Annotated in this window: 24 protein-coding genes and 1 pseudogene; 18 read left to right on the top strand and 7 right to left on the bottom strand. The window is 40.1% G+C overall.

Annotated features, from left to right (window positions below):
* The first annotated feature begins 3 nt into the window (after nt 1–3).
* The 4 genes and pseudogenes from AC6H44_RS03845 to AC6H44_RS03860 all read left to right on the top strand — a co-directional run bounded on the left by AC6H44_RS03845 (nt 4) and on the right by AC6H44_RS03860 (nt 2,462).
* Nucleotides 4–773 (top strand): annotated as a pseudogene (locus AC6H44_RS03845) (ParA family protein).
* Between the two features lie 3 nt (nt 774–776).
* Nucleotides 777–1,523 (top strand): chemotaxis protein CheW, encoded by a 747-nt coding sequence (locus AC6H44_RS03850; protein ID WP_500737610.1) that lies wholly within the window; start codon nt 777–779, stop codon nt 1,521–1,523.
* 21 nt (nt 1,524–1,544) lie between these two features.
* On the top strand, nt 1,545–2,042 hold the full coding sequence (locus AC6H44_RS03855) for a chemotaxis protein CheW (RefSeq protein ID WP_500737611.1): 498 nt from the start codon (nt 1,545–1,547) through the stop codon (nt 2,040–2,042).
* Nucleotides 2,043–2,060: 18 nt separating this feature from the next.
* Nucleotides 2,061–2,462 carry a DUF2802 domain-containing protein gene (locus AC6H44_RS03860; protein ID WP_500737613.1) on the top strand — a complete coding sequence of 134 codons (402 nt, stop codon included), beginning with the start codon at nt 2,061–2,063 and terminating at the stop codon, nt 2,460–2,462.
* 27 nt (nt 2,463–2,489) lie between these two features.
* Here the strand turns inward: AC6H44_RS03860 and AC6H44_RS03865 are convergent, their stop codons facing one another.
* Both AC6H44_RS03865 and fliK read right to left on the bottom strand, forming a co-directional pair.
* Nucleotides 2,490–2,798 (bottom strand): EscU/YscU/HrcU family type III secretion system export apparatus switch protein, encoded by a 309-nt coding sequence (locus tag AC6H44_RS03865; protein ID WP_500737614.1) that lies wholly within the window; start codon nt 2,796–2,798, stop codon nt 2,490–2,492.
* Between the two features lie 2 nt (nt 2,799–2,800).
* A complete protein-coding gene (gene fliK / locus AC6H44_RS03870) occupies nt 2,801–4,966 on the bottom strand; it encodes a flagellar hook-length control protein FliK (protein WP_500737616.1) in 2,166 nt (721 codons plus the stop codon).
* 113 nt (nt 4,967–5,079) lie between these two features.
* Here fliK and ccmA point away from each other — a divergent pair, with 113 nt between their 5' ends.
* The 10 genes from ccmA to AC6H44_RS03920 are packed head-to-tail and all read left to right on the top strand — an operon-like array spanning nt 5,080 to nt 12,795.
* Nucleotides 5,080–5,700 carry a cytochrome c biogenesis heme-transporting ATPase CcmA gene (gene ccmA, locus AC6H44_RS03875; RefSeq protein ID WP_500738373.1) on the top strand — a complete coding sequence of 207 codons (621 nt, stop codon included), beginning with the start codon at nt 5,080–5,082 and terminating at the stop codon, nt 5,698–5,700.
* Nucleotides 5,700–6,386 carry a heme exporter protein CcmB gene (gene ccmB / locus AC6H44_RS03880; protein ID WP_500737618.1) on the top strand — a complete coding sequence of 229 codons (687 nt, stop codon included), beginning with the start codon at nt 5,700–5,702 and terminating at the stop codon, nt 6,384–6,386. The genes ccmA and ccmB overlap by 1 nt, the downstream gene beginning before the upstream one ends.
* 1 nt (nt 6,387) lies before the next feature.
* Nucleotides 6,388–7,125, top strand: a complete 738-nt coding sequence (locus AC6H44_RS03885) for a heme ABC transporter permease (RefSeq protein WP_500737619.1) — start codon at nt 6,388–6,390, stop codon at nt 7,123–7,125.
* Nucleotides 7,126–7,127: 2 nt separating this feature from the next.
* Nucleotides 7,128–7,331, top strand: a complete 204-nt coding sequence (gene ccmD, locus AC6H44_RS03890) for a heme exporter protein CcmD (RefSeq protein ID WP_500737621.1) — start codon at nt 7,128–7,130, stop codon at nt 7,329–7,331.
* Complete coding sequence (ccmE, locus tag AC6H44_RS03895) at nt 7,328–7,807, top strand: cytochrome c maturation protein CcmE (protein WP_500737622.1); 480 nt, start codon at nt 7,328–7,330, stop codon at nt 7,805–7,807. The genes ccmD and ccmE overlap by 4 nt, the downstream gene beginning before the upstream one ends.
* A gap of 1 nt (nt 7,808) precedes the next feature.
* On the top strand, nt 7,809–9,770 hold the full coding sequence (locus tag AC6H44_RS03900; RefSeq protein ID WP_500737623.1) for a heme lyase CcmF/NrfE family subunit: 1,962 nt from the start codon (nt 7,809–7,811) through the stop codon (nt 9,768–9,770).
* The gene (locus tag AC6H44_RS03905) at nt 9,767–10,339 is read left to right on the top strand and encodes a DsbE family thiol:disulfide interchange protein (RefSeq protein WP_500737624.1); all 573 of its coding nucleotides are present in this window, start codon (nt 9,767–9,769) and stop codon (nt 10,337–10,339) included. The genes AC6H44_RS03900 and AC6H44_RS03905 overlap by 4 nt, the downstream gene beginning before the upstream one ends.
* Nucleotides 10,336–10,797, top strand: coding sequence for a cytochrome c-type biogenesis protein (locus AC6H44_RS03910; protein WP_500737625.1), 462 nt, complete (start codon nt 10,336–10,338; stop codon nt 10,795–10,797). Before AC6H44_RS03905 ends, AC6H44_RS03910 begins: the two co-directional genes overlap by 4 nt.
* Nucleotides 10,798–12,054 (top strand): c-type cytochrome biogenesis protein CcmI, encoded by a 1,257-nt coding sequence (ccmI, locus tag AC6H44_RS03915; RefSeq protein ID WP_500737626.1) that lies wholly within the window; start codon nt 10,798–10,800, stop codon nt 12,052–12,054.
* A 9-nt stretch (nt 12,055–12,063) separates the two neighbouring features.
* The gene (locus tag AC6H44_RS03920) at nt 12,064–12,795 is read left to right on the top strand and encodes an MlaA family lipoprotein (RefSeq protein ID WP_500737627.1); all 732 of its coding nucleotides are present in this window, start codon (nt 12,064–12,066) and stop codon (nt 12,793–12,795) included.
* Between the two features lie 47 nt (nt 12,796–12,842).
* Here the strand turns inward: AC6H44_RS03920 and AC6H44_RS03925 are convergent, their stop codons facing one another.
* A complete protein-coding gene (locus AC6H44_RS03925) occupies nt 12,843–14,066 on the bottom strand; it encodes an EAL and HDOD domain-containing protein (protein ID WP_500737628.1) in 1,224 nt (407 codons plus the stop codon).
* Nucleotides 14,067–14,402: 336 nt separating this feature from the next.
* Here AC6H44_RS03925 and putP point away from each other — a divergent pair, with 336 nt between their 5' ends.
* Nucleotides 14,403–15,914 (top strand): sodium/proline symporter PutP, encoded by a 1,512-nt coding sequence (putP, locus tag AC6H44_RS03930; RefSeq protein WP_500737629.1) that lies wholly within the window; start codon nt 14,403–14,405, stop codon nt 15,912–15,914.
* Nucleotides 15,915–16,149: 235 nt separating this feature from the next.
* Here putP and AC6H44_RS03935 read toward each other — a convergent pair whose 3' ends face one another.
* The gene (locus tag AC6H44_RS03935) at nt 16,150–16,449 is read right to left on the bottom strand and encodes a YebG family protein (protein WP_500737631.1); all 300 of its coding nucleotides are present in this window, start codon (nt 16,447–16,449) and stop codon (nt 16,150–16,152) included.
* Between the two features lie 298 nt (nt 16,450–16,747).
* Here AC6H44_RS03935 and AC6H44_RS03940 point away from each other — a divergent pair, with 298 nt between their 5' ends.
* Nucleotides 16,748–17,041, top strand: coding sequence for a ComEA family DNA-binding protein (locus tag AC6H44_RS03940; RefSeq protein WP_500737633.1), 294 nt, complete (start codon nt 16,748–16,750; stop codon nt 17,039–17,041).
* Between the two features lie 12 nt (nt 17,042–17,053).
* Here AC6H44_RS03940 and AC6H44_RS03945 read toward each other — a convergent pair whose 3' ends face one another.
* Entirely contained in the window at nt 17,054–17,356 is a 303-nt protein-coding gene (locus tag AC6H44_RS03945) for a DUF6170 family protein (RefSeq protein ID WP_500737635.1), read from the bottom strand.
* A gap of 1 nt (nt 17,357) precedes the next feature.
* On the bottom strand, nt 17,358–17,876 hold the full coding sequence (gene dsbB / locus AC6H44_RS03950) for a disulfide bond formation protein DsbB (RefSeq protein ID WP_500737637.1): 519 nt from the start codon (nt 17,874–17,876) through the stop codon (nt 17,358–17,360).
* Nucleotides 17,877–18,138: 262 nt separating this feature from the next.
* Between dsbB and fadR the strand changes: the two genes are divergently transcribed.
* A complete protein-coding gene (fadR, locus tag AC6H44_RS03955; protein ID WP_500737639.1) occupies nt 18,139–18,852 on the top strand; it encodes a fatty acid metabolism transcriptional regulator FadR in 714 nt (237 codons plus the stop codon).
* 220 nt (nt 18,853–19,072) lie between these two features.
* A complete protein-coding gene (locus tag AC6H44_RS03960) occupies nt 19,073–19,678 on the top strand; it encodes a peroxiredoxin (protein WP_500737640.1) in 606 nt (201 codons plus the stop codon).
* Between the two features lie 59 nt (nt 19,679–19,737).
* Here the strand turns inward: AC6H44_RS03960 and AC6H44_RS03965 are convergent, their stop codons facing one another.
* Nucleotides 19,738–22,341, bottom strand: a complete 2,604-nt coding sequence (locus AC6H44_RS03965) for a TonB-dependent receptor (protein ID WP_500737641.1) — start codon at nt 22,339–22,341, stop codon at nt 19,738–19,740.
* Between the last annotated feature and the right edge of the window lie 334 nt (nt 22,342–22,675).

Below are 22,675 nucleotides of genomic sequence, written 5' to 3' on the forward strand. Positions count from 1 at the left end.
AATGTGAAAGTTTGGACAGTAGCTAATCAAAAAGGAGGAGTCGGCAAAACTACCACAGCGGTTAGCCTTGCTGGGATCCTTGCACTGCAAGGTAAGCGAGTGTTACTGATTGATACTGATCCGCATGCGTCATTAACTTATTATTTTGGTATTGATTCAGAAGATTTAGAGGTCAGTGTTTACGATATTTTCACGCGCGGTTCGAGTATGAAAAGCGAAGAAATATTGCAAGCACTGTGCCCCTCAACCATAGATAACCTTGATATATTGCCTGCCACTATGGCTATTGCAACACTTGACCGTAGTATGGGTAATAAAACGGGGATGGGGCTGATTTTAAAAAAAACACTGGCTAAAATTAGCGAGTATTACGATTATGCAATTTTAGATTGCCCCCCGTTTTAGGGGTGCTTATGGTAAATGCTCTTGCAGCCTGCGAAAGGGTGCTGGTGCCAGTGCAAACTGAGTTTTTAGCGCTTAAAGGGCTCGACAGAATGATGCGTACGATGGAGTTAATGCAAACCTCGCAAGCGAAAAGCTATGAATATACTATAATTCCTACTATGTATGATAAGCGAACCAAAGCATCACTTGAAGCCTATAAAACATTACAAGATACGTACAAAGAAAAAGTATGGCCTGGTGTTATTCCGGTCGATACTAAATTTAGAGATGCAAGTTTAGCGCAAAAAGTGCCAGTTGAATTTTGTCCGAATGCGCGTGGGGTCTATGCTTATAAAGCATTACTTGAATATTTGATAAAACAAGGTTAATAAATGAGTAAGCAATTATTTGCTAATGAAAAAGTAGTCACTCAGTATTTAGGGGCGTTATTATCTGATGACGAACCAGTAAAAGACCTTGCGCCTGTTGCTAAATTGCTTGAGCGGGTAACGTACGAAGAGCAAAAAGAATACCCTTTGCAGGTTGAACTTAGAGTTGAACCTGTGGTTAAGCCCGTTATTGAAATTGAAAAATTAAATAAACAAGAAAAAAATGTAGAATTAGAGTCCCATCAAACGCAGCAGTTTACACTTGGGCACGAAGTGGCACCCGCTAGTGAGGCACAATATTTTGATGGTGAATTCCAAGCATTGTTTTTCGAAGTGGCTGGGCTGACTTTGGCAGTACCACTAAAAGCGTTAGGTGGAATTTATGAGCTTGGAGAAGTGAATCATTTATTTGGTAAGCCTAAGTGGTTTAAAGGGGTGATGATCAACCGAGAAGAAAAGCTAAATGTTGTTGATACCGCGCGCTGGGTTATGCCTGAGAAGTATGATGAGAAGCTAGAGGCATCTTTAAATTACCAATATCTAATTACTTTAGGTGATAGTCAATGGGGTTTGTTAGCAGAAAAACTAATAAATAACATTACATTGAGTAAAGAAGATGTAAAATGGCGTACAAATAACAGTAAGCGTCCATGGCTTGCTGGAGTAATTAAAGAAAAAATGTGTGCTTTAATAGATGTAAATAATTTAAACGCACTATTAGAGAAAGGCTTAGATAGCCGTCACAAGTAATGACCATTACGAGGTAAGAGCATGAGTGAAGATAAATTACTGTCAGCTAAAAAAAATGCAGATGTCAATGATGAAATTTTGCAGTGGGTGACATTTAAACTAGAAGATGAGACTTATGGTGTAAACGTAATGCAAGTGCAAGAAATATTGCGTTACACTGAAATCGCGCCTGTGCCAGGTGCGCCTTCATACGTGATTGGTATTATTAACCTACGTGGTAATGTTGTTACTGTTATTGATACTCGCTCTCGTTTTGGTTTACCCGATATTGAAGCGACTGACAACTCACGCATTTTGATCATTGAAGCGGAAGAGCAAGTCATTGGTATTTTAGCCGACAGTGTTTCTGAGGTTGTGTACTTACGTAGCTCTGAAATTGACAGTGCGCCGAATGTAGGTACAGAAGAAAGCGCTAAATTTATTCAAGGCGTTTGTAACCGCGATAACGAGCTACTTATTCTGGTTGACTTAAATAAACTACTCAGTGATGACGAATGGGATGAGTTAAGCGATATATAAGCTTCTCTATATAAAACTATGTTATTACTTGGTATTGCTATAGCGGGTTTAGTCTTTGGGCTATTCGCGCTGCTGTTAATTGTAATGTTTAAAAAGCGTTACGCGAGTGAGCTTAGCGCGCAATTACAGCAATTTAAAGATTCATCAGAGCAGATTATTATTTTACGTAGCGAAGTCTCTGAGTTAAGAACGGGGTTATTGAGTATTGGTAAACGAGTGCTTGAGGTAGAACAACAAAACCAAGAACTAATACAGCAACAAGCTGCTCAAAAATATGATGATCCTGATGCTAAAATATACTCTCGTGCGGTAAAAATGGTTGAACTTGGCGCTGATTTAGACGAAGTTATTCGCGAATGTGAATTACCTCGCGCCGAAGCAGAACTGTTGTTTTCTTTACATAAACAAAAAGGCGCTTAGCGTCTTTTTTGCTTTTATAACATCACGTTATGCTTTTATGTTGAGTTTTCCCTGAAAATCTTGCCATCCCGGTGGAAATTTCCCTCTTACCACATATGAAAACGCAATGAGCTCGGCAATAACAAAATACAGCTCTTTGGGGATTTCTTCTCCGAGTTCTAATTTTGATAACGTATTTGCAAGCGCCTCATCTTGATGAATTAAAATTCCTTTTTCTTTGGCTTGGGCAATAATTTCATCCGCTAATTCTCCAAACCCTTTAACGCTGACTGTGGGCGAATTACCCGCTTCATACAGTAGTCCAATGGCTGAGTTATTCTTAAATGACTCCGTCATAGCTAAACCTTAATATTTATAATGGCATGGGATTGATAAAATGCTTGATGGCTGTCATCTGCTCGTTTTAAGTCCAGATTGCCCACTTGCAAGCCCTGCTTTGCCAATTTTGAACGTAAATTATCAAGGTGTGGATGAGCCAGCGCGCTTAGAGCTTGTGTAGACGCTAATAACTGACAATCTAATGCTTTATCCATCAGCTCAGCGGTTATTTGCAGCTTACCTAGTTCGGCATAATCAAAATTTAATCTTACAAACCACACATTTTTATCCGCTAATTTGCCGCTGTTTGGCTTTTTATATTGCCCTAAAGAGATCTCTGTTTGCGCCGCTTCGGGTGGTAGCTTCATGGGTAATAAAAATTGCACTAAGGAGTTAGTCTCGGGTTGCTGATTAATTGCGGGTGTTTGTACTTGGCTTATTACATTTTTAATTTGGCTTAATTCACCTGCTAATGCTTGTACTTGTGGTTGTTGTAATTGCTCTAGTAACTTATTGGCTGTATTTCCAACCTTAAAATTTGGCAATAAAACCTGTAATAGAGCTTCTAAACCAGTTTGGTTATTAATGCTAACAGCGCTTGGGTTTTGATTAAGAATAGGCGCTGCTAAAATACTTAGTGAAAGCTGTTCCACACCTCTATTAAACGAGCTTTGCAAGGTGTTGCTGGGTAATTGTGTCGGTCTAAAGGTGCTGAGTATTTCACGTTGTATGGTTGTAGGATGCAAATTACTTTCTGACAACATACGATTAAAAGCTTGATTAACCAAGCGGTTTAAATCAGTGCCCTGATCTGCCATTTTAGTTACGATGGTGTTGAGTTGGCTACTCAATACTTGTTTGTTAGCGTCTTTTTGCGCTATTGCCGTGGTTGCACTTTGTTTTAAAACCGTTGCCAGTAATAGTTTTTCTAGCGGCTGTAAATGATGAATAGCTGTTAAAGTGCCATTAGGCGGTTGTGCTGATGGAGTAACAATAGGGTTTAAGCCTGTTGATATTAGCAAAGGCGGCTGTTGCCATAAAGAGATATTAGCCTTTATCTGCTGAGTAAATTGTAGCAACGGCGGCGTAGTGCTCAAGGGGGTTTTTGATTGTGTTATGTCTATTTTTTGTACTGGCGCAAGCCATTTTTGTTGTTCATTGCCAATAATTTTTTGCTTTTGATGTGCATTTAGCACCGTAGTAAATGGCTTATTTTCAAAGTGTCTGACCGCATCTAAAATACGTGTTTTAAAATCAGCAAAACTACTTTTTAGCCATGACTGTATTGGACTATTTACGTTACTTAGCGGGTGTGACTTATTTGCTGGCGAATCGATTAATGCTTGCGGCTGCTGCAATAACATTTCATTAAACACTTTACTAAATGAGTTTTTAAGGCTGAGGGATATATTTTGATAAGCGGTTTTAATCACTAATGTATCTGCTTGGCCGATAATATTTACTCTAGTGGGTGTTGTGGGTAATTCAGTTAACTGTTGATGACTTAAGCTAATTGCTATCGAGCCCGTTGTTGTACTTGGGTTTAACATCGCAAATTTAGGCATAGCATGAAGCTGAGCAGGATTTAAATTACTGGCAAGCAATTGTATCAGTTTTGCTTGGCTTATAGGCTGTGAATGCACAATGTCAGCAAACCGATTAATAATAGTAAGTCGAGTACCTTTGCTATCAGTTTCAATCATCCCCTTTAAAAAGGGCTCATCAGCGAGTAGTTGCGCAACCTGTTTGTTAATGGCAATACTGGCATTAAATTTCTCAATCACCAGCTTTGGCGTTGGTTGTAATACAAGGTGTAACGAGAGTGCGCTGTTTTGAATATCGCTGTGAGTATTTATAAAATTCAAAAATCGTTGTAACTGATCCGGTTGTTTAATTGTTAAGGTGGTGTTATTTGGGATGATAGTTAGACTTTTACCATCGGTACTTAATTGTATGTTAGCGCTTACTATTTTATCAGTGTTTACTGGGATCTCACTTGTCCCGAGTCGAATAGTTTGCCAATGCTTATTAATAAACACATCAAGTGTTACGGCGTCTTTAGAAAACTGAATATTTTTTGCCGCCAGCACGTCAGGCGGCAGTGTTGGTAACGCAGTTTTACCTGAATCGGTTGTTTGATTACTAACCAGTGGGTTAGATAATGTGATGTGCGTTGGTGTATTCATTATTTTATATCAAGTTTTCTTTATTTTAAGTAAATCGATTCTAAAGCAATATTCGTATTACCCTATCATTATGGTAGACTTACGGCTAATTTTTGGCAGAGAGAATCGTCATCTTGTTACACATTAAGTCCGTTACTTGTATCAAGCAAGAGCGTTGTTTGTTTGATGAACTTAATTTTAGCCTTAAAAGCGGTCAAATCATGCAGTTAGCTGGTCCTAACGGGGCTGGTAAAACATCATTATTGCGCATTATTGCTGGTTTTTCGCTGCCGGATGAAGGTGATATTTTATACCTTAATCGGTCAATAAAAAAATATTATGACGAATATGCCAGAGAGTTATTATTTATAGGCCACAAAACCGGTGTTAACGTACAACTTAGTGCACTTGAAAATGTAGCACATTGGTTGGCTATTAATGGCTATGTTGATACCCCTAATTTATATCCTTTATTAAGCAAGTTGGGTTTGGTAGGGCTTGAAGATGTACCCGTAAGAACCTTATCTGCGGGTCAGCAAAGACGGGTTGCTTTAGTTCGCTTATGGTTATCTGAAGCTAAGCTGTGGATTTTAGATGAACCTTTCACAGCGCTAGATAAAAGTGGCGTTGCTTTTTTACAGCAACGTTTTACTGAACACCTATCAAAAGGGGGCGCTATTTTGTTAACAACACACCAAAACTTGACCACCCACTTTAGTGACTTACAGACGCTGACGTTGGAGTATCGCCACTAATGACACGGCAGCATTCATATTGGCAGTTATTTGTCGCAGTATTTTGCAAAGACGTTAGGCTTGCTTTTCGCCAGCGTGCTGAAATTGTTAATCCAATCCTGTTTTTTTTAATTGTTATCTCGTTGTTTCCTCTGGCTATAGGGCCTGAGCCAGGATTACTATCAAGAATGGCGCCGGGCATCATTTGGGTTGCGGCTTTGTTATCAACCATGCTTGGCTTGGATAAACTGTTTAGAGATGATTACCACGATGGTTCTTTGGAGCAGTTAATTGCTTCGTCATTTCCTTTATCATTGACTGTGCTCGGCAAAGTAGCCGCACATTGGGTGATCACTGGTCTGCCGCTAGTGCTTATGACTCCCTTATTTGCACTACTACTGAATTTAGAAACATCTGCCTTAATGGCCACGTTATTAACGCTCTTATTAGGCACGCCTTTATTGAGCTTTATTGGTGCTATAGGAGCGGGTTTGACTGTAGGATTACAAAAAGGGGGCATTTTAATGAGCCTGCTCGTTTTACCTTTGTATATTCCGGTTTTAATTTTTGCAACCTCCGCTATTGATACCAGCACTATGTCGCTGGATTACAGTGGTCAGCTTGCTATCCTTGGTGCTATGTTAGTTGTTGCGACTATAACTGCGCCAATTGCCATATCATCAGCATTAAAAGTGAGTGTAAGTTAATATGTGGAAGTGGTTACATCCGTATGCGAAAGCAGAGCGAGCATATCAGTTATGCAATACTTTACTGCCATATTTTGCAGTAGTAACGGTTATCAGCATGGTTGTCGGTTGGGTGTGGGGCCTAGGTTTTGCCCCTGCCGATTACCAACAAAAAGACAGTTACCGTATTATTTTTATTCACGTGCCCTCCGCTATTTTATCTATGGGGGCTTATTCATCAATGGCCATTGCTGCCATTGTCGCGCTTGTATGGCAATTACGTAATGCAGAACTTGCTGTGATAGCAATTGCCCCCGTAGGTGCCTGCATGACCGCCATTGCCTTAATTACTGGTGCTGCATGGGGAAAACCTATGTGGGGTGCTTGGTGGGTATGGGATGCCCGACTGACCTCTGAACTGATTCTATTATTTTTATACTTAGGGGTATTGTCTTTATACCATGCTTTTGAAGATAAAAAATCAGCAGGTCGAGCAGCCTCTATTTTGGCTATTGTGGGTGTTATTAATTTGCCTATTATTCACTTTTCTGTGGAATGGTGGAATACCTTGCATCAAGGGGCGAGCATCACTAAGTTTAACCGCGACGCGGTTGACCCTAGTATGTTTTGGCCGTTAATGATTAATATTTTAGCCTTTGCCGCGTTTGTCGGTACTGTGGTTTTAATTCGTCTTAAAAATGAAATTTTACACCGTGAAAAGCACCGCCCATGGGTGCGACAGTTGTTAACTAAGGGGTAATTATGCAGTTTGACTCATTTTCTGATTTTATGGCAATGGGAGGCTATGGTTTTTATGTATGGCTTTCTTTTGGTACATGCGCATTGATTTTATTAGGCATTTTGTACAGCTCGTTACGCGACAAAAAACAAATTTTAGCGTCGGTAGAGCAGCAAATTGCGCGTGAAACTCGAATTAAAAATTCTAAGCAGGAGCAAACCTCGTGAATCCTAGACGCAAAAAACGCCTTTTGGTCATCATCGCCGTTCTTTTCGGTATTGGTGGGTCAATTGGTTTAGTGTTGTACGCCTTACAAGAAAATATTAATTTGTTTTACACCCCCAGCGAATTAATTGATGGTAAGGGCCCCAATAAAGAAAAGCCCCATGTGGGACAAAAGCTGCGAATTGGCGGTATGGTTGTCCCGGGTACAGTACAAAGAAATGAGCAAAGCTTACAGGTGAGTTTTAAGCTTATTGATACAGGCCCATTGGTCACGGTGCGTTATCAAGGAATTTTGCCTGACTTGTTCCGTGAAGGGCAAGGTATTGTCGCTCAAGGTGTGCTAGTTGAACCCAATGTGATTGACGCATTTGAAGTACTAGCAAAACATGATGAAGAATATATGCCAGCTGAAGTGGCTGAGGCAGTAAAAGGAATTAAGCACGAAAAGCCAACATACACCCTAGACGGTGGGAGTTAATATGATCCCAGAACTAGGTTATTTTTCTTTAACACTGGCCATGGTGCTCAGTATTCTGTTATGTATTTTTCCGCTATGGGGAGCATATACGAATAACTTACGTTTAATGCGCGCGGCGCCATCACTTGCTATTGGTCAGTTTGTTTTTGTTGCTTTGGCATTCGCCGCGCTTATCTATGCTAGCTTAACCGATGATTTTACAGTGTCTTACGTTGCCTATCACTCAAGCAGTACTTTGCCTTGGTATTATAAGATCACCTCAACGTGGGGAGGGCATGAAGGGGCCATATTATTATGGTTATTGATGCAAGCAGGTTGGACCGCATTAGTTGCTGCGCGTTCTAAATCACTGCCTTGGGTGCTTCGTGCGCGCGTTCTTGGTGTACTTGGCTTTTTAGGTGTTGGTTTTATGATGTACACCTTACTGCTCTCAAGCCCATTTGAGCGTTTATTACCCTACTTTCCCGTCGAAGGACGAGATTTAAATCCATTATTACAAGACCCAGGAATGATCATTCATCCGCCATTGCTTTACATGGGGTATGTGGGGCTTTCGGTTGCGTTTGCCTTTGCTATAGCGGCGTTATTAACCGGAAAGCTTGATAATACCTGGGCTAAATGGTCACGCCCATGGACGATGACAGCATGGGGCTTTTTAACTTTAGGCATTACTATCGGAAGCTGGTGGGCGTATTCAGAGCTTGGCTGGGGAGGCTGGTGGTTTTGGGATCCTGTTGAAAACGCATCACTCATGCCTTGGCTAGTCGCTACTGCGTTGTTGCACTCACTTACTGTGACTGAAAAGCGTGGCGTATTTAAATCATGGACGGTACTACTTGCTATTGCTGCTTTTTCACTAAGCTTATTGGGTACCTTTATTGTTCGCTCGGGGATTATTGTTTCAGTGCATGCATTTGCAACCGATCCTAACCGTGGCTTGTTTATTCTTGGCTTTTTGGCCGTGGTTGTTGGCGGGGGCTTAGCGTTATATGGCTTGCGTGTCTCTCAAGTTAAAAGTGAAGGGCGTTATAAGTTTGTATCGCGTGAAGTGGCACTTTGGTTGAATAATATTTTCTTAGTGGTTGCTACGTTAATCGTATTATTAGGTACTTTATTACCTATGGTGCATAAAGAAATGGGCTTAGGCAGTATTTCAATTGGCGAACCCTTCTTTAATAAAATGTTTGCTATTTTGCTGGTGCCATTTGCTATTTTAATGGGCATTGGTCCTTTCCTTCGTTGGAAGCAAAATAAATGGGCCTTTTTGCAAAATAAAATATTTGTAGGCGCATTAGCCAGTATTGTTATTACCTGTGCGTGGCTATTTAGTAGCTATGAGGTAGTGGCTCCGCTGACCCTTTTGGCTACCACATTAGGTGTATGGATATTTGTTGCTACCTTTATTGATTTATACACTAAAGCTGCAGTGCATGGCTCGTTTAAGCTGGGTATTAAGCGTTTAGGGTTAAGTTATTGGGCAATGGTGCTTGGGCATGTTGGTTTAGCGTTTGTCATTGCGGGTATAACACTTACTTCGGCGTATTCTGTTGAGCGTGATGTGTCGATGAAGCCCGGTGATACCGTACAGCTTAATCAATATCAATATCGCTTTGAAGGCGTTAAAGAGATTCGCGGCGCAAACTACGGCGGCCATGCCGGGGTAGTTATTGTGTCAAAAGGTGATACTACAATTGCGCGGTTATACGCAGAAAAACGCCGTTACGATGTGGGTATGCAATTTATGACTGAAGCAGCAATTGATGCAGGGTTCACTCGCGATTTATATTTAGCGCTTGGTGAGCAACTAAGTGAAGGAGCATGGTCATTACGCATTTATCATAAGCCATTTGTTCGTTGGATGTGGATTGGCGGCATTTTGATATCACTGGCTGGGTTTGTGATTTTATTTGATAAGCGTTATCGCGCATCACATCGTAAAGAACAAGCCGAGGAGGCAGTATGAAGCGTAAATTAATAGCGATTGTTCCTTTATTAATTTTTATCTTTATTTGTGTGTTTTTGTACCAAGGTTTGTTTGCCAATCCGCGTGAAATACAAACGGGCCGAATTGGTCAAACAATGCCTGCATTTAATCTGCCTGATTTAATGCAAGATGATAAACGCTGGACTGACGAGCAGCTAAAAGGTGAGGTTTATCTGCTAAATGTGTGGGGCACTTGGTGTCCAACGTGTTTGGCCGAGCTTGACTACTTAACCAAATTGCGTGAGCAAGGTGTTAAGATTATTGGCTTGTATTATGTACAAAGCTACGATGCTGATTTTGATGGCCCATTTGATATGCAAGCACTGCGCGACGATGTGACTAATATGCTTACCCGCGCAGGCGACCCTTATCAATTTAATATTTTAGATTTGGCGCGTTCGTTGTCTTTAGATTTGGGGGTGTCGGGTGCACCAGAAACATTTTTAGTGGATAAAAATGGCACTATTTTGTTACACCACACCGGTGATATTAACCCGCGAGTTTGGCGCGCTAAGTTTGCGCCTATTATGCAGGAGTTGCAGCCATGAGATTGTTTTTATTAACCCTAAGCTTGTTTATTAGTGTCGCTGCGTTTGCTCAGCAAGACCGTTATCAGTTTGATAGCAACGAGCAAGCTGTTCGCTTTGAAGAGCTAACAAAAGAATTACGTTGTCCTAAATGTCAAAATCAAAATATTGCTGACTCAGATGCTGTGGTTTCAAAAGATTTACGCGAGCGAGTTGTTGCCTTAGTTAAAGAAGGTAAGTCTAAAGACGAAGTCATTGATTACATGATTGACCGCTATGGCTATTTCGTCCATTACGACCCACCGGTAACGCCTGCTACTTTAATATTGTGGGTGTTACCAGTATTAATTGTGATAATGGGGTTTGGCTTTATTGTTATTCGCCAACGTAAGGCATCGGTAAAACAAACATGGAGTGACGCCGATGAAGCGATGCTCAATAAGTTGATTAAACAAAATAAACATCAGGAGCAAAGTTAAATGATTTTAATGTGGGCGTCTTTTGCTTTACTCACACTCATTGCATTGCTGTTTGTTGTTGTGCCTTTTTTAAAAAAAGAACGCGTAGTCACCATTGTACATAATGCTAATGCACAGCTTATTAGTATTTATGAACAGCGTTTAATTGAATTACAGACTGATTTAGACAATCAGCGTATAGACTCGCAAAATCATAGCGAAGCCATTATTGAGTTAAAACGTCGTTTGCTTAATGAATTATCCCCAGAAAAGTCACTAAATAGCCGCGGTGATAACCGTATATTTGCTTTAACGGGGGCCGCGTTTTTAATTGCACTGGCGGGCATTTTTTATACTATGACTGGCAGTCAGCAACAAATAGCAGCCTGGTATGATGCAATGGACAACTTAGCTGATTATGGCCAGCGCGCTCTAATGCAAAAAGGTGAGCCGTTAACTAAAAATGAGTTGCAAGCATTTGCCCTTGCATTGCGTACTAAATTAAGCCAAAGCGGTGATGATGAGGTCGCATGGATGTTACTTGGGCGTGTAGCAATGATGCTTAATGAATTTGATATGGCAAAACAGTCATTTGATAAAACATTAGTAATGAACCCTGATAATAGGCAAGCGCTGGTAAGTTATTCTCAGGTATTATTAGTTGAAGGTAGCGAACAGAGTATGACGCATGCAGCAGGCATGCTTTCTAAAGTGTTACAGGCAGAGCCAAATAATTTAGATGCAATATCGCTACTTGCTTTGATTGCCTATGAGAAAAAGGATTGGATGCAGGCAAAAGCGGCATTTGAAGTGCTACTAGCCAGTATGGATGAGTCTGACTCTCGTTACGCTATGATAAACCAGCGCATTAGCGAAATAGATCAACAAATAGCTCAACAAAGTGCGCTAAACAGCGCTGAGCAGCACGTTGCTCAAGGGATCCAGGTTACAGTTGATATAGATGAAACGCTTGCAGATAAACAACCGAATAATGGTATTTTATTTGTGTTTGCTAAAGCGGCTGAAGGCTCATCAATGCCTTTAGCAGTGGTTAAACTAACAGATTACAGTTTTCCGATGACGGTTGAGCTGAGCGATGCAAATGCCATGATGGCAGGACTCAATTTATCCAGTGCCAGTGACGTTATTATTTCTGCGCGCATCTCTAATGATGACTCAGTTATGCCAAGTACAGGTGAGCTTGAAGGGCATTCTCAAGTGCTTGCTCGTAAAGAGATACGCCAAGTACAACTAAACATTGATACATTAATACCTTAAGGATTTGAGATGTTAAAACCACGCTTACTTTTATTATGTTCACTTATTTTGTCGGGCTGTGCTCAATTGCCTGAGAGTAAATATGATGAACGCGATCCCTTACAAAGGGTGAATAGACCTATTTATGACTTTAATATGGACGTACTCGATGCGTATATTCTAAGGCCAGCGGCAGTAGGTTATATAACCGTTACACCGCAGCCTGTTCGTCGAGGTATTGTGCATTTTACTGACAATATTACTGCACCAGTTGATATTATTAACGCGGGCCTGCAAGGAAAACCAAGCAGTGCTGGGGTCAATTTTGCGCGCTTTTTAGTAAATTCTACGGTAGGGGTGTTTGGTATATTTGATGTTGCGAGTTCGTTAGGGCTTGAGGTAAACAATGAAGACTTTGGCCAAACCTTAGGGGTGTGGGGCGTTGGTGATGGTGCTTATTTAATGATCCCAGCAATGGGGCCTTCTACTGCGCGTAACTTAACTGGTGATGTTGTTGATAATGTTGTATTGCCTGAAATTGCGCTTACCACACCACAAACTATTTTAGTATTTGCACTAAAAGCGGTTGAGGCGCGTGCCTCTTTAATGGCTCAAGAGGGATTGTTGAATGATTCATTAGACCCTTATTTATTTATTAAAGATATTTACTTTCAGCGTCAGTTATACGAGCTTTTTGATGGTAACCCACCAATAAAAGAAGAGCCTGAAGATTTTGATGAAGACTTTTTAGAAAGTCTTTAAAAAAACGCCAGCAAAAATGCTGGCGTTTTTATTTATTGATAATTGTTTTAGCTATCAACCATTATTTGCATTTGTTCGCTAACCCAATTGAGTGCTTCGTGATAAGCGTCGGGTACATCATTACCTAAACCAAGCTGTTGGGTTTTTTCGTTGGCAGCTTGCCAATCACCATGCTCATACAGAGTGACCAAGTTTAAATACTCAGCAAGCAGACCTTCATTATTTAACAGCGCCGCTTTTATTTCACTCGACAGTGGTAGTTTAAGCATGACGCTGTCCATTTCTTCATCTAATATTGCATCCATAAGCGACATCATGCCTGTTAAAAATGCCATGCCGGTGTCTTTAAGTTTGCCATGTGAAATCGCTAACAATTCACAAAAACGCGCGCGAGTAAGGGATAAACGAATAAGTTCTAGTGGTTTATCAGCTGATACTTGTGCTGCAAACAATAAGGACAGTAATTTTTTAATCTCATGGGCACCTAATACAATAAGCGCTTGTTTTATCGTATTTATTTCAGAGCGGCGGGTGAACGCAGCTGAGTTTGAGTAGCGTAGTAATTTATACGATAAGTTGACATCTCGCTCAAACACATCCGTGATTTTTTTAAGATCCATTTCTACACTGGATGTTTCATAAAGTAATTCAGCCAGAGCCATACCCGATGGCGGTAGCGCTTTGCTTTGTACCATTTCAGGCTTTGAAAAGAAAAATCCTTGAAAGTATGCAAAATCCAGCTCTAAAGCTTGGTTATAAAGCGCATAGGTTTCTACCTTTTCAGCAAGTAGTTTTATGTGCGGGTAAGGTTTTAAATCCTCAATGATGGTTTTAACATTTTCTATATCACAGGTTAAAAAGTCTATCTTGATAATATCAATATATGGATAAAAGTGATGCCATACTGGTTGATGAGTATAGTCGTCCAAGGCAAGCGTGTAGCCTTTTTCCTTTAGGTCTTTAACAATTGCTAATAGGCGTTTACCCGGTTGAACAGTTTCCAGTATTTCAATAACAACCCCATCCTTGTTTAATAGTGTAGGGTAGCCTTTTAACAAGGTGTCTAAGGTGAAATTTATAAAAGCAGGTTTATTATCTGTTAAATCTTCAAGACCAAAATTAAATTGACTGCCTTCAATAAGCCGAGATGTGGCCTCGTCGCCATCAACATCAGGAAAAACGTTATCTACTCCATCACGAAATAAAAGCTCGTAACCGATTAGTTGTTTATTGCGATCTAGAATAGGTTGGCGAGCAGCATAAAAATACATAGGCGGATCCGTTAGGGTAAAACAGTTAACATTGTAAGAATACAATATATTGGAAAACACTCAAAATAGCATGGGTAAAGTGAATAATATTAATAAAATATTACGGCTTAGTTAAACTTAAAGTTGTATTTGTTGGTTTTTTTGTTGTAAAAATGAGCGAATAAATGATTTTTTATCAACTAGAATAAGGGGGTTGGAGTTATTAGTAATTACCGTGTTATAGTTGGATAAAAGTTTTTATTCCAATACTGTCTTATTTACTAGATTTCAAGAGTCATTATTTGGATTAAAAGCCTGTTATTACTTATTTAAGTGGAGGCGAATTTGGAAACAGGAATGATTATTTCACTGGCAATATATTTTATTGTAATGCTGGGAATAGGGCTATATGCATATAAGCAATCTACCAGCGATATGTCAGGTTATATGTTAGGTGGTCGTAATTTACCCCCCAGCGTTGCCGCTTTATCAGCGGGTGCATCAGATATGAGTGGTTGGTTATTAATGGGCTTACCAGGCGCGATGTATTTATTTGGGTTAAGTAAGGTATGGATAGCCATTGGTTTGGTATTAGGTGCCTGGGCTAATTACTTTTTAGTTGCGCCAAGGCTACGCGTTTATACTGAAAAAGCAAATGACTCAATAACAATTCCTGATTTTTTTGCTAACCGTTTTGATGACAACAAAAACATCCTGCGTGTTATATCTGCGATCGTTATTATTTTGTTCTTTACACTTTATACTTCCTCAGGCGTTGTTGCTGGCGGTAAATTGTTTGAAAGTTCATTTGAAATGAGTTATGAGCTAGGTTTGTATGTGACCACTGGTGTCGTGGTGGTTTATACCTTGTTTGGTGGCTTTTTAGCCGTAAGCCTTACGGATTTTGTGCAAGGCTGTATTATGTTTATCTCGCTATTAGTTGTGCCTATTGTTACTTATACAATGCTAGATCAACCATTTATGGATACTTTAGCAAACGCAAGCTATCAGCAGTTATTAAGCTCACCCAAAGCCAGCGAAATGCATTCTTTAAGTATGCTTGACTGGTTTGCTGGTGGTTCAACAATTGCCATTATTTCTGCTATGGCATGGGGGTTAGGTTACTTTGGCCAGCCACATATTATTGTACGTTTTATGTCTCTTCGTTCAGTTAAAGAAATGCCAACTATGCGTCGTATTGGTATGTCTTGGATGACCTTATCTGCCATTGGCGCAGTGTTTACTGGTTTATTTGGTGCAGCCTACATAATTGAAAATCAAATGCCAATTGCCGATAAAGAAACAATTTTCTTAGTACTCTCGGAATTAGTTTTTCACCCTCTCATTGCAGGGTTTTTACTGGCTGCTATTTTAGCGGCGATTATGAGTACTATCTCATCGCAGTTATTAGTGTGTTCTAGTTCTTTAACTGAGGATTTTTATAAGATTTACTTAAACCGTAATGCGTCGCAAACTGAGCTTGTACTCGTAGGGCGTATTAGCGTATTGCTGGTTGCTTTACTTGCTATTTACTTAGCCTATGATCGTAACAGTTCAATATTAGATTTAGTAAGTAATGCATGGGCTGGGTTTGGTGCAGCATTTGGTCCATTGGTATTGTTTAGCTTATATTGGAAACGCATGAACTTAAAAGGTGCTATTAGCGGTATGATTGTCGGTGCGCTTACCGTGCTTATTTGGATTTATGCGCCTATTACCATTAATGGTGAGAGCTTAAGCAGTGTGATTTATGAAATAATCCCCGGTTTCATATTAGCAAGTATTGCTATTGTAGTAGGAAGCCTTGTGACAGCTGAACCGAAGAAAGAAATTACTGATCTGTTTGATGAAGTTGAAGCGTCATTATAAGTAATTAGCTAAAATAAAATTGTTAGTTTTTAAAATGCCAATCGTTTAACCGGTTGGCATTTTTATTGGCTGATTTTTAACATAGACTATTTAAAGTATTAGCAGCTGAAATTGTAGCGGCTTGATCTCAGTTAACGCGATTTTAGCGACCATTATATTTAAAGGCATAAAAAAACTGAGTTCGAAAACCGAAATCAGTTTTTATATAATAATCACTATTGCGTTTTTAAAAGTGTTAGCTTGCTGCTTTGTCTTTTATATCTGCAACCTTATCCGACTTTGCCTTTTTAGCTTTAGCGGGCACTTCTTTAGCGCCTTTAAGTATCGCCATAAACTCATCTTTACTTTTGGCAATTTCAAGTGCAAGCGATTCAACTTGCTGCTCGCTTAATGGCACATCTACTTTTTCAAGCATAAGTTCAAGTGACTCGGCAATATCGAGCATTTTGTCATAGGCATCGGCTTCTTTTTTAGTAGTAAACGTCATGCGCTCGACTCCGTTTCGTTCTACAACATATTTAACAACAACAGCCATGATTTCTCCTGCTTACTTATGTGGCAATATGATTAATTTAAATCATTAGTTTACTGTCTTTATATACAGTACAAGCTTGCACATTTTTTTGCAAGCTTTAGCCTTAGTTTATCTGCAGCTTAGTTGACAATAAAGGCCAACTCTACTTTATTTATTAAGTCACTTTATAACGCGTTGCAGTACAGGAGTTCGCAGGGAGTGATTGTTACCGTTAGTGCTTTATAACCGCAAAGTTATTAAAAGTGCTTAAGTGTAAATAATCAACCAGTGTTCATGTAAGAACACAAAAGGAAATCATATGAAACTACTTAAAATAATCTCATTAGCCGCCGCTTTATGTTTACTGCCTATCGGTACAACGTTAGCGCAAAGCGATATGGTATCAAAGCAGATGCAATCAGCCATGGTGAACATTAACAAAGCTGATATGAAGCAATTAGTCAAGCTGCCGGGTGTTGGTAAGAAAAAAGCCCAGGCAATTATTGACTACAGAGAGGCCAATGGTGATTTTACCTCACTTGAAGATCTTGCCAAGGTAAAAGGGGTCGGTAAAAAGATGTTAACCAAGCTAGACGGTAAGGTGATGTTTTAAATAATCAGGGCGTTAAGCGCCCTGATCAAACTTGTTTAGGGCTGCACTGAGGTGTTTTTTTGCAAAGTTTACATCCACCGGCGCTGTTAGCAGCGGATAACTTAATCCCGCCACAATTAAAAAAGGCACCAGTAACCATCCTTCGAATAGGGTAAATATTAAAAAAAATGGACTCAATAGCATCAACTTTATAATCCGCACTAAGACCCTGTCACTAGGTGATAGCATATTTAATGAAATAGCGATAACAGTTTGTCGTTGACGAACTTTTAAGTGTTTAAGCTCATCAACTTGGCTTGAAAAAAAAGTAAACATATTAAAATGACTTTTTAGAAATTAAACGACTGGCCACTAGCACAAAGAGTGTGGCGCTAAATAATACAAAAATAATTTCCATCCATGCTGGCATACTTAGGCCTGCGAACTGCCAATCTATGTTTCCACAATCACCTGTTGCTTCAAAAAATTGCGGTATCCAATGATGCAGTGGCATAAACTCTGGAAAGTTCGGCTCAAATTCACAGCTAAATGCAAATGGGTCTGTGGTTGTTTGCATTTCTATATGCTCACGGGCTATTAGTAGCCCCCACACACTTGAAATCCCCCATACAATACAAGCAGTAATACGTACTATTAAGTTGTTTGGTTTACTGGCGCCAATAATACCGGCAAAGAGTAAGCCTAGTACCGCAGTACGTTGATAAATGCACATAATGCACGGTGCTAACCCCATGTTATATTGGAAAAAAAGTGCGGTAACTTCAAGTAGAAAAACAATCCCACTGAATAATAACCAAGGTGTGCGTTGTGTACTAAGATGTGCAAGCCAGTTCATAACAAATCCGTATTTAAATAAGGACTTAGATTATGACGTAGGATAAACCACGGGGCAAGTAAAAGGAAAAAAGTGCAGTGGCCAAATAGTGAGTAGCTCATCCAAGTAGATAAATCTTGTCTAATGAAAGCCAGCCAGTCAAATAATTCAAGCCTAAGTAAGTTGCACGGAAGCTTTACTTGTTAGTTGCGTCTTCTCTGGTACAATCAGTCAGTTAATCGTATGTATCAGTGTAATGTGAATTAATTCGAGTAGGAATTGAATGAGAATTTTTAAAGCGAAAAGCCCAGCAGGATTTGCTGAGGAATATATAGTAGAGTCAATTTGGAATGGGGATTTTCCTCCAGGTTCGATTCTGCCTGCTGAGCGTGAACTCTCAGAGTTAATTGGTGTCACTAGAACCACATTGCGTGAAGTATTACAGCGATTAGCCAGAGATGGTTGGTTAACAATACAACATGGTAAACCCACTCGGGTTAATAATTTTTGGGAAACCTCAGGATTAAATATCCTCGAAACTTTGGCGCGTTTAGATGAAGACAAAATGCCAGAGTTAACGGATCAGCTACTTTCAGCGCGCACTAATATCAGTGCAATTTATACTCGTGCGGCAATAAAACTTGCACCAGAGCGTGTGATTGAAATTTTATCGCAAAGTAATGAGCTTGAAGACAGCGCTCAAGCGTTTGCTGATTATGACTACAAAGTGCATCATGAATTAGCTGTTGCCGGCAATAATCGCATTTATGTGTTGATCCTTAATGGTTTTAAAGGTTTTTATTCTAAGATTGGTTGTCATTACTTTTCAGATCCTCGCACTCGTGAGCTTGCACGCCAGTTCTATAAAGACTTAACCTTACTGGCTCAAAATAAAGAGCATGACGGCGCAATTTCTATGATGCGTAAGTATGGCCATCAAACCGGCGAAATATGGCAACATATTCGCGGCGATATGCCCAGCGATATTATGGATTAGTAAAAGGAACCTGCTTTAAGCGGGTTTTTTTATGATTAAAGCTAATCGCTATTTTAGAATGGTGCTATCTATAAATACGATTGTTAATTTATGTTTGATAACCATAGTATAAATAACGAAATAGTATGGTTGCTCTTGAATTTTTTATATTAGCACCCATATTGTAACTAAGTATTGCGCAAGCAATTGATAAGTAAACTCAAAATATTTGGAGAATAAAATGGGTGTATTAGTAGGCCGCCAGGCACCAGACTTTACCGCAGCAGCTGTTCTAGGTAACGGTGAGATTGTAGATAGCTATAACCTGCACGAAAAAATCAAAGGTAAAAAAGCAGTCATCTTTTTCTACCCACTCGATTTCACATTTGTATGTCCTTCTGAGCTTATTGCTTTTGACAAGCGCTATGCAGAATTTCAAAAACGTGGTGTAGAAGTGATTGGTGTTTCTATCGATTCACAATTTTCACACAATGCATGGCGTAACACTGCGGTGGCTGATGGTGGTATTGGTAAAGTTCAATACCCACTAATTGCGGATGTTAAACACGAAATCTGTAAAGCATATGACGTTGAGCACCCTGAAGCGGGTGTTGCATTTCGTGGTTCTTTCTTAATTGATGAAGAAGGTAATGTACGTCACCAAGTAGTGAACGATTTACCACTTGGTCGTAACATCGATGAAATGATCCGTATGGTTGATGCACTAGCATTCCACAGCGAAAACGGCGAAGTATGTCCTGCTGGTTGGACTGAAGGTAAAAAAGGAATGGACGCAAGCCCTGAAGGTGTAGCTAAATTCTTATCTGAAAACGAAGGCGAGCTATAATTAGCTCCTTAGTTTAAGATAAAAAACCGCCATATTGGCGGTTTTTTAATGGTTATTATTTAAAACGAAAAACTGACTTTAGTGTAAATGTAACGACCACGAGGGTTGTGTACACCTGCTGCGTAACCATAAAGGTCTGCATCACCGTCACCAATTGCAAATGGTGGCTCTTCATCAAATAAGTTATTCACCCCTAGCGATACTTTTGCTGATTCAGTAATGCGGTATGAGGTTTGTAAATCTACCAATACTTGTGAATCAACCATACGCGACGTGTTGCTATCAAAATCTAAGTTACCATCAAAGTTGATATCTGGGGTATCTTCAAACTCACCCACATAACTAATGTTCATATTGGTATTAAATTGACCAATTTCCCAATTCGTTGAAAAAATCCAGCGATGCTCAGGGTAACCGTATTCACCGGTGTAATCGCGGCCGTCTTTTTCAAATTTATCTTGGTAAGCCCATTCTAAATTGAATTTTAGTAAGCCTAAATCAGCCAATGAGTGATTATAGTTTGCTGAAATATCAACGCCCGAAACTTCTTGCGATGATACGTTTTCAAAGGTACTGAAAATCTTTTGAATCGTCCCTAAGCTATCTGTACCTGATGGCGGGAGGCGAACACATACAGTACTGTTTTGGTTATTACACTCTGAGTTATAAATTGGACCAAATTCTTGCTGATCAATTTTATTGTCTTGAGTGATGCTCCATATATCTACGCTTAAACCAAAATCAGTGGTAGGGGCCCAAATAAAGCCGACATTCCAAGATTCAGACTCTTCAGCTTCTAAATCAGGGTTACCGGCAAATTGAATATTGTAATCAAGCGCGTCACAATCTTTACCTGTTGCTTCACAACGGTAGTTATCAATAAAAAACTGACTTTTTTCTGATGGGCCTAAACCAATCTGTGCAAGTGAGGGGGCTCTAAAGCCTTGCGCCCATGAACCACGTAAAGTAATTTCGTCAGTCGGTGCCCAACGAAGCGCTACCTTAGGATTAGTTGTTGTGCCAAAATCACTGTAGTCATCGTAACGACCAGCAAGTTGTAATTCTAGGTTTTCCGCCAGTGGAATTGAAAACTCTACATAGGCTGCATATTGGTCACGCTCGGCCGCCGCTGAAACCGATTCAGTGCCAAAGATTAAACCACGTTGAAATTGATCATCTGGAATATCAGTTACATCCTCTTCACGGTATTCAATACCGGCTGCCATCATCACCACATCATCGCCAAAGTTAAATGCTTCACCTGAAATGTTAGCATCGAACGAGGTCATATGAGACTCACCTTGGCGAACAAGGCTGGTTGTGATTCTGTCGATCACCGCAGGGTCGTTATATGTACCGCCAAATGGGTTATAGTTACCTGCATCAATTTCTTGTTGTAAAAAGTCGGTACGCACCCAACCTTGTGAGCGATTGCCTGTTTGTAATGACTTACTGCGGCCTTTTTGTACCGCTGTTTCCCAGCTCCAGTCGTTAATTTCACCTTTTAAACCCGCTACAAAGCGTAGTGTATCTGATTCAATATCCCATTGCCTTGCACCGGCATCAACGGTTCTAAAGCGACCAATTTCAATATCTTGGCCGAATGGGTTATTGGGATGGCTCCCTGGTACGGTTAAGCCTGCGTCTTCATCAAGTGGCGTTGGTGCACCCGCAGCCACAGAGCTGTTATGTTGTACGGCCATTTCTAAAAAGCCCGTTATGCCGTTATCAAAGCGGTATTCAAATTGTGAAATAGCGCCTACTCGTTCTGATGCCGGAGCAATATAGCCAAATGGGCCATAATCAAATAAGCAACTTCCTCCTGCAGTAGCACTATCTGCAGGGCAAGCTGGATCGATTGTTTTAACGCCATCTACATAAAAATAACCAGGAAACCCTCGTGATGAACGAAAATCCATGCCGCCATAAGGTGCTTGATTCGCTGTACCTAAACTGCCCATTTCATTAGATGATAAAGAGGTGTTTTTAAAGTAATCAATAATCACCGACGCACTACTTTTTGCACTGGTGGTGCCCCACACAACGCTGGCTGTGGTTTCTTCATAGTTAGGGCCATCTGTGCCGCCATAACCTAAGTTAACTTCAATCCCGTCAATGTCTTTTTTCAAAATAACGTTTACAACACCCGCAACAGCATCAGAGCCGTAGATAGCTGATGCGCCATCTTTTAAAATATCTATGCGTTCAATTGCTGATACAGGAATGCTGTTGATATCAACGAATGAGTTGGTGATCCCCTCAGCAAACGCACTAATAGCAACACGGCGGCCATTAATAAGTACCAACGTAGCATCAGCGCCCAAACCGCGTAGGCTAACTGCGGCTGAGCCATTAGCGGTTGAATCTTGATTATTACCACGGGTTGAAAAGGTCCCATTACCCGCAACAGGCATTCTTTCAAGAAGCTGTTGGAGGTTGTCATAACCCATGTTTTCGATGTCTTCTTTATTAATCGATTGTACTGGAGACGGGCCTTCAATATCTGAACGTTTAATACGAGAGCCTGTTACTTGAATACGCTCTACTTTTTCAGCAGTTTGCTGTGCTGCATAAGTTGTCGTACTAAAACCTGCTGACAATGCGATAGTGGCACCGATGATTAAGCTCGGTGTAAATGCAATTGAGCGATACCAACCCATCATAAAAAATGTTTGCTCAGAGAGCGCTCTGCTGACTTTTTATCAAGGCAACATGATGATGTAATAGTGGGTTCTATTACGAAGAGTGGTAACGCAGAGAAAATGCTGCAGATGCTCTCCCTGAGGGCGAGTTTTAAAAGTGCTTAAACTGCGTTTTTTGAATTCTAAAGAGAGCCACTCTTAATTCATTAAAATGCCTTGCCTAAGCGCTTTTAAATTCTCGCTGAGCGGCCATTTTCTATAAAGGGTTGGTATGAATCCTTAAGCCCTTGTTGATATATTGTAATTTACTTGATTTTTCAAGTTCAATTATTAATACTATGTAACTTAGGTGTTA

This window comes from Pseudoalteromonas sp. TAP-3C, assembly GCF_059888565.1.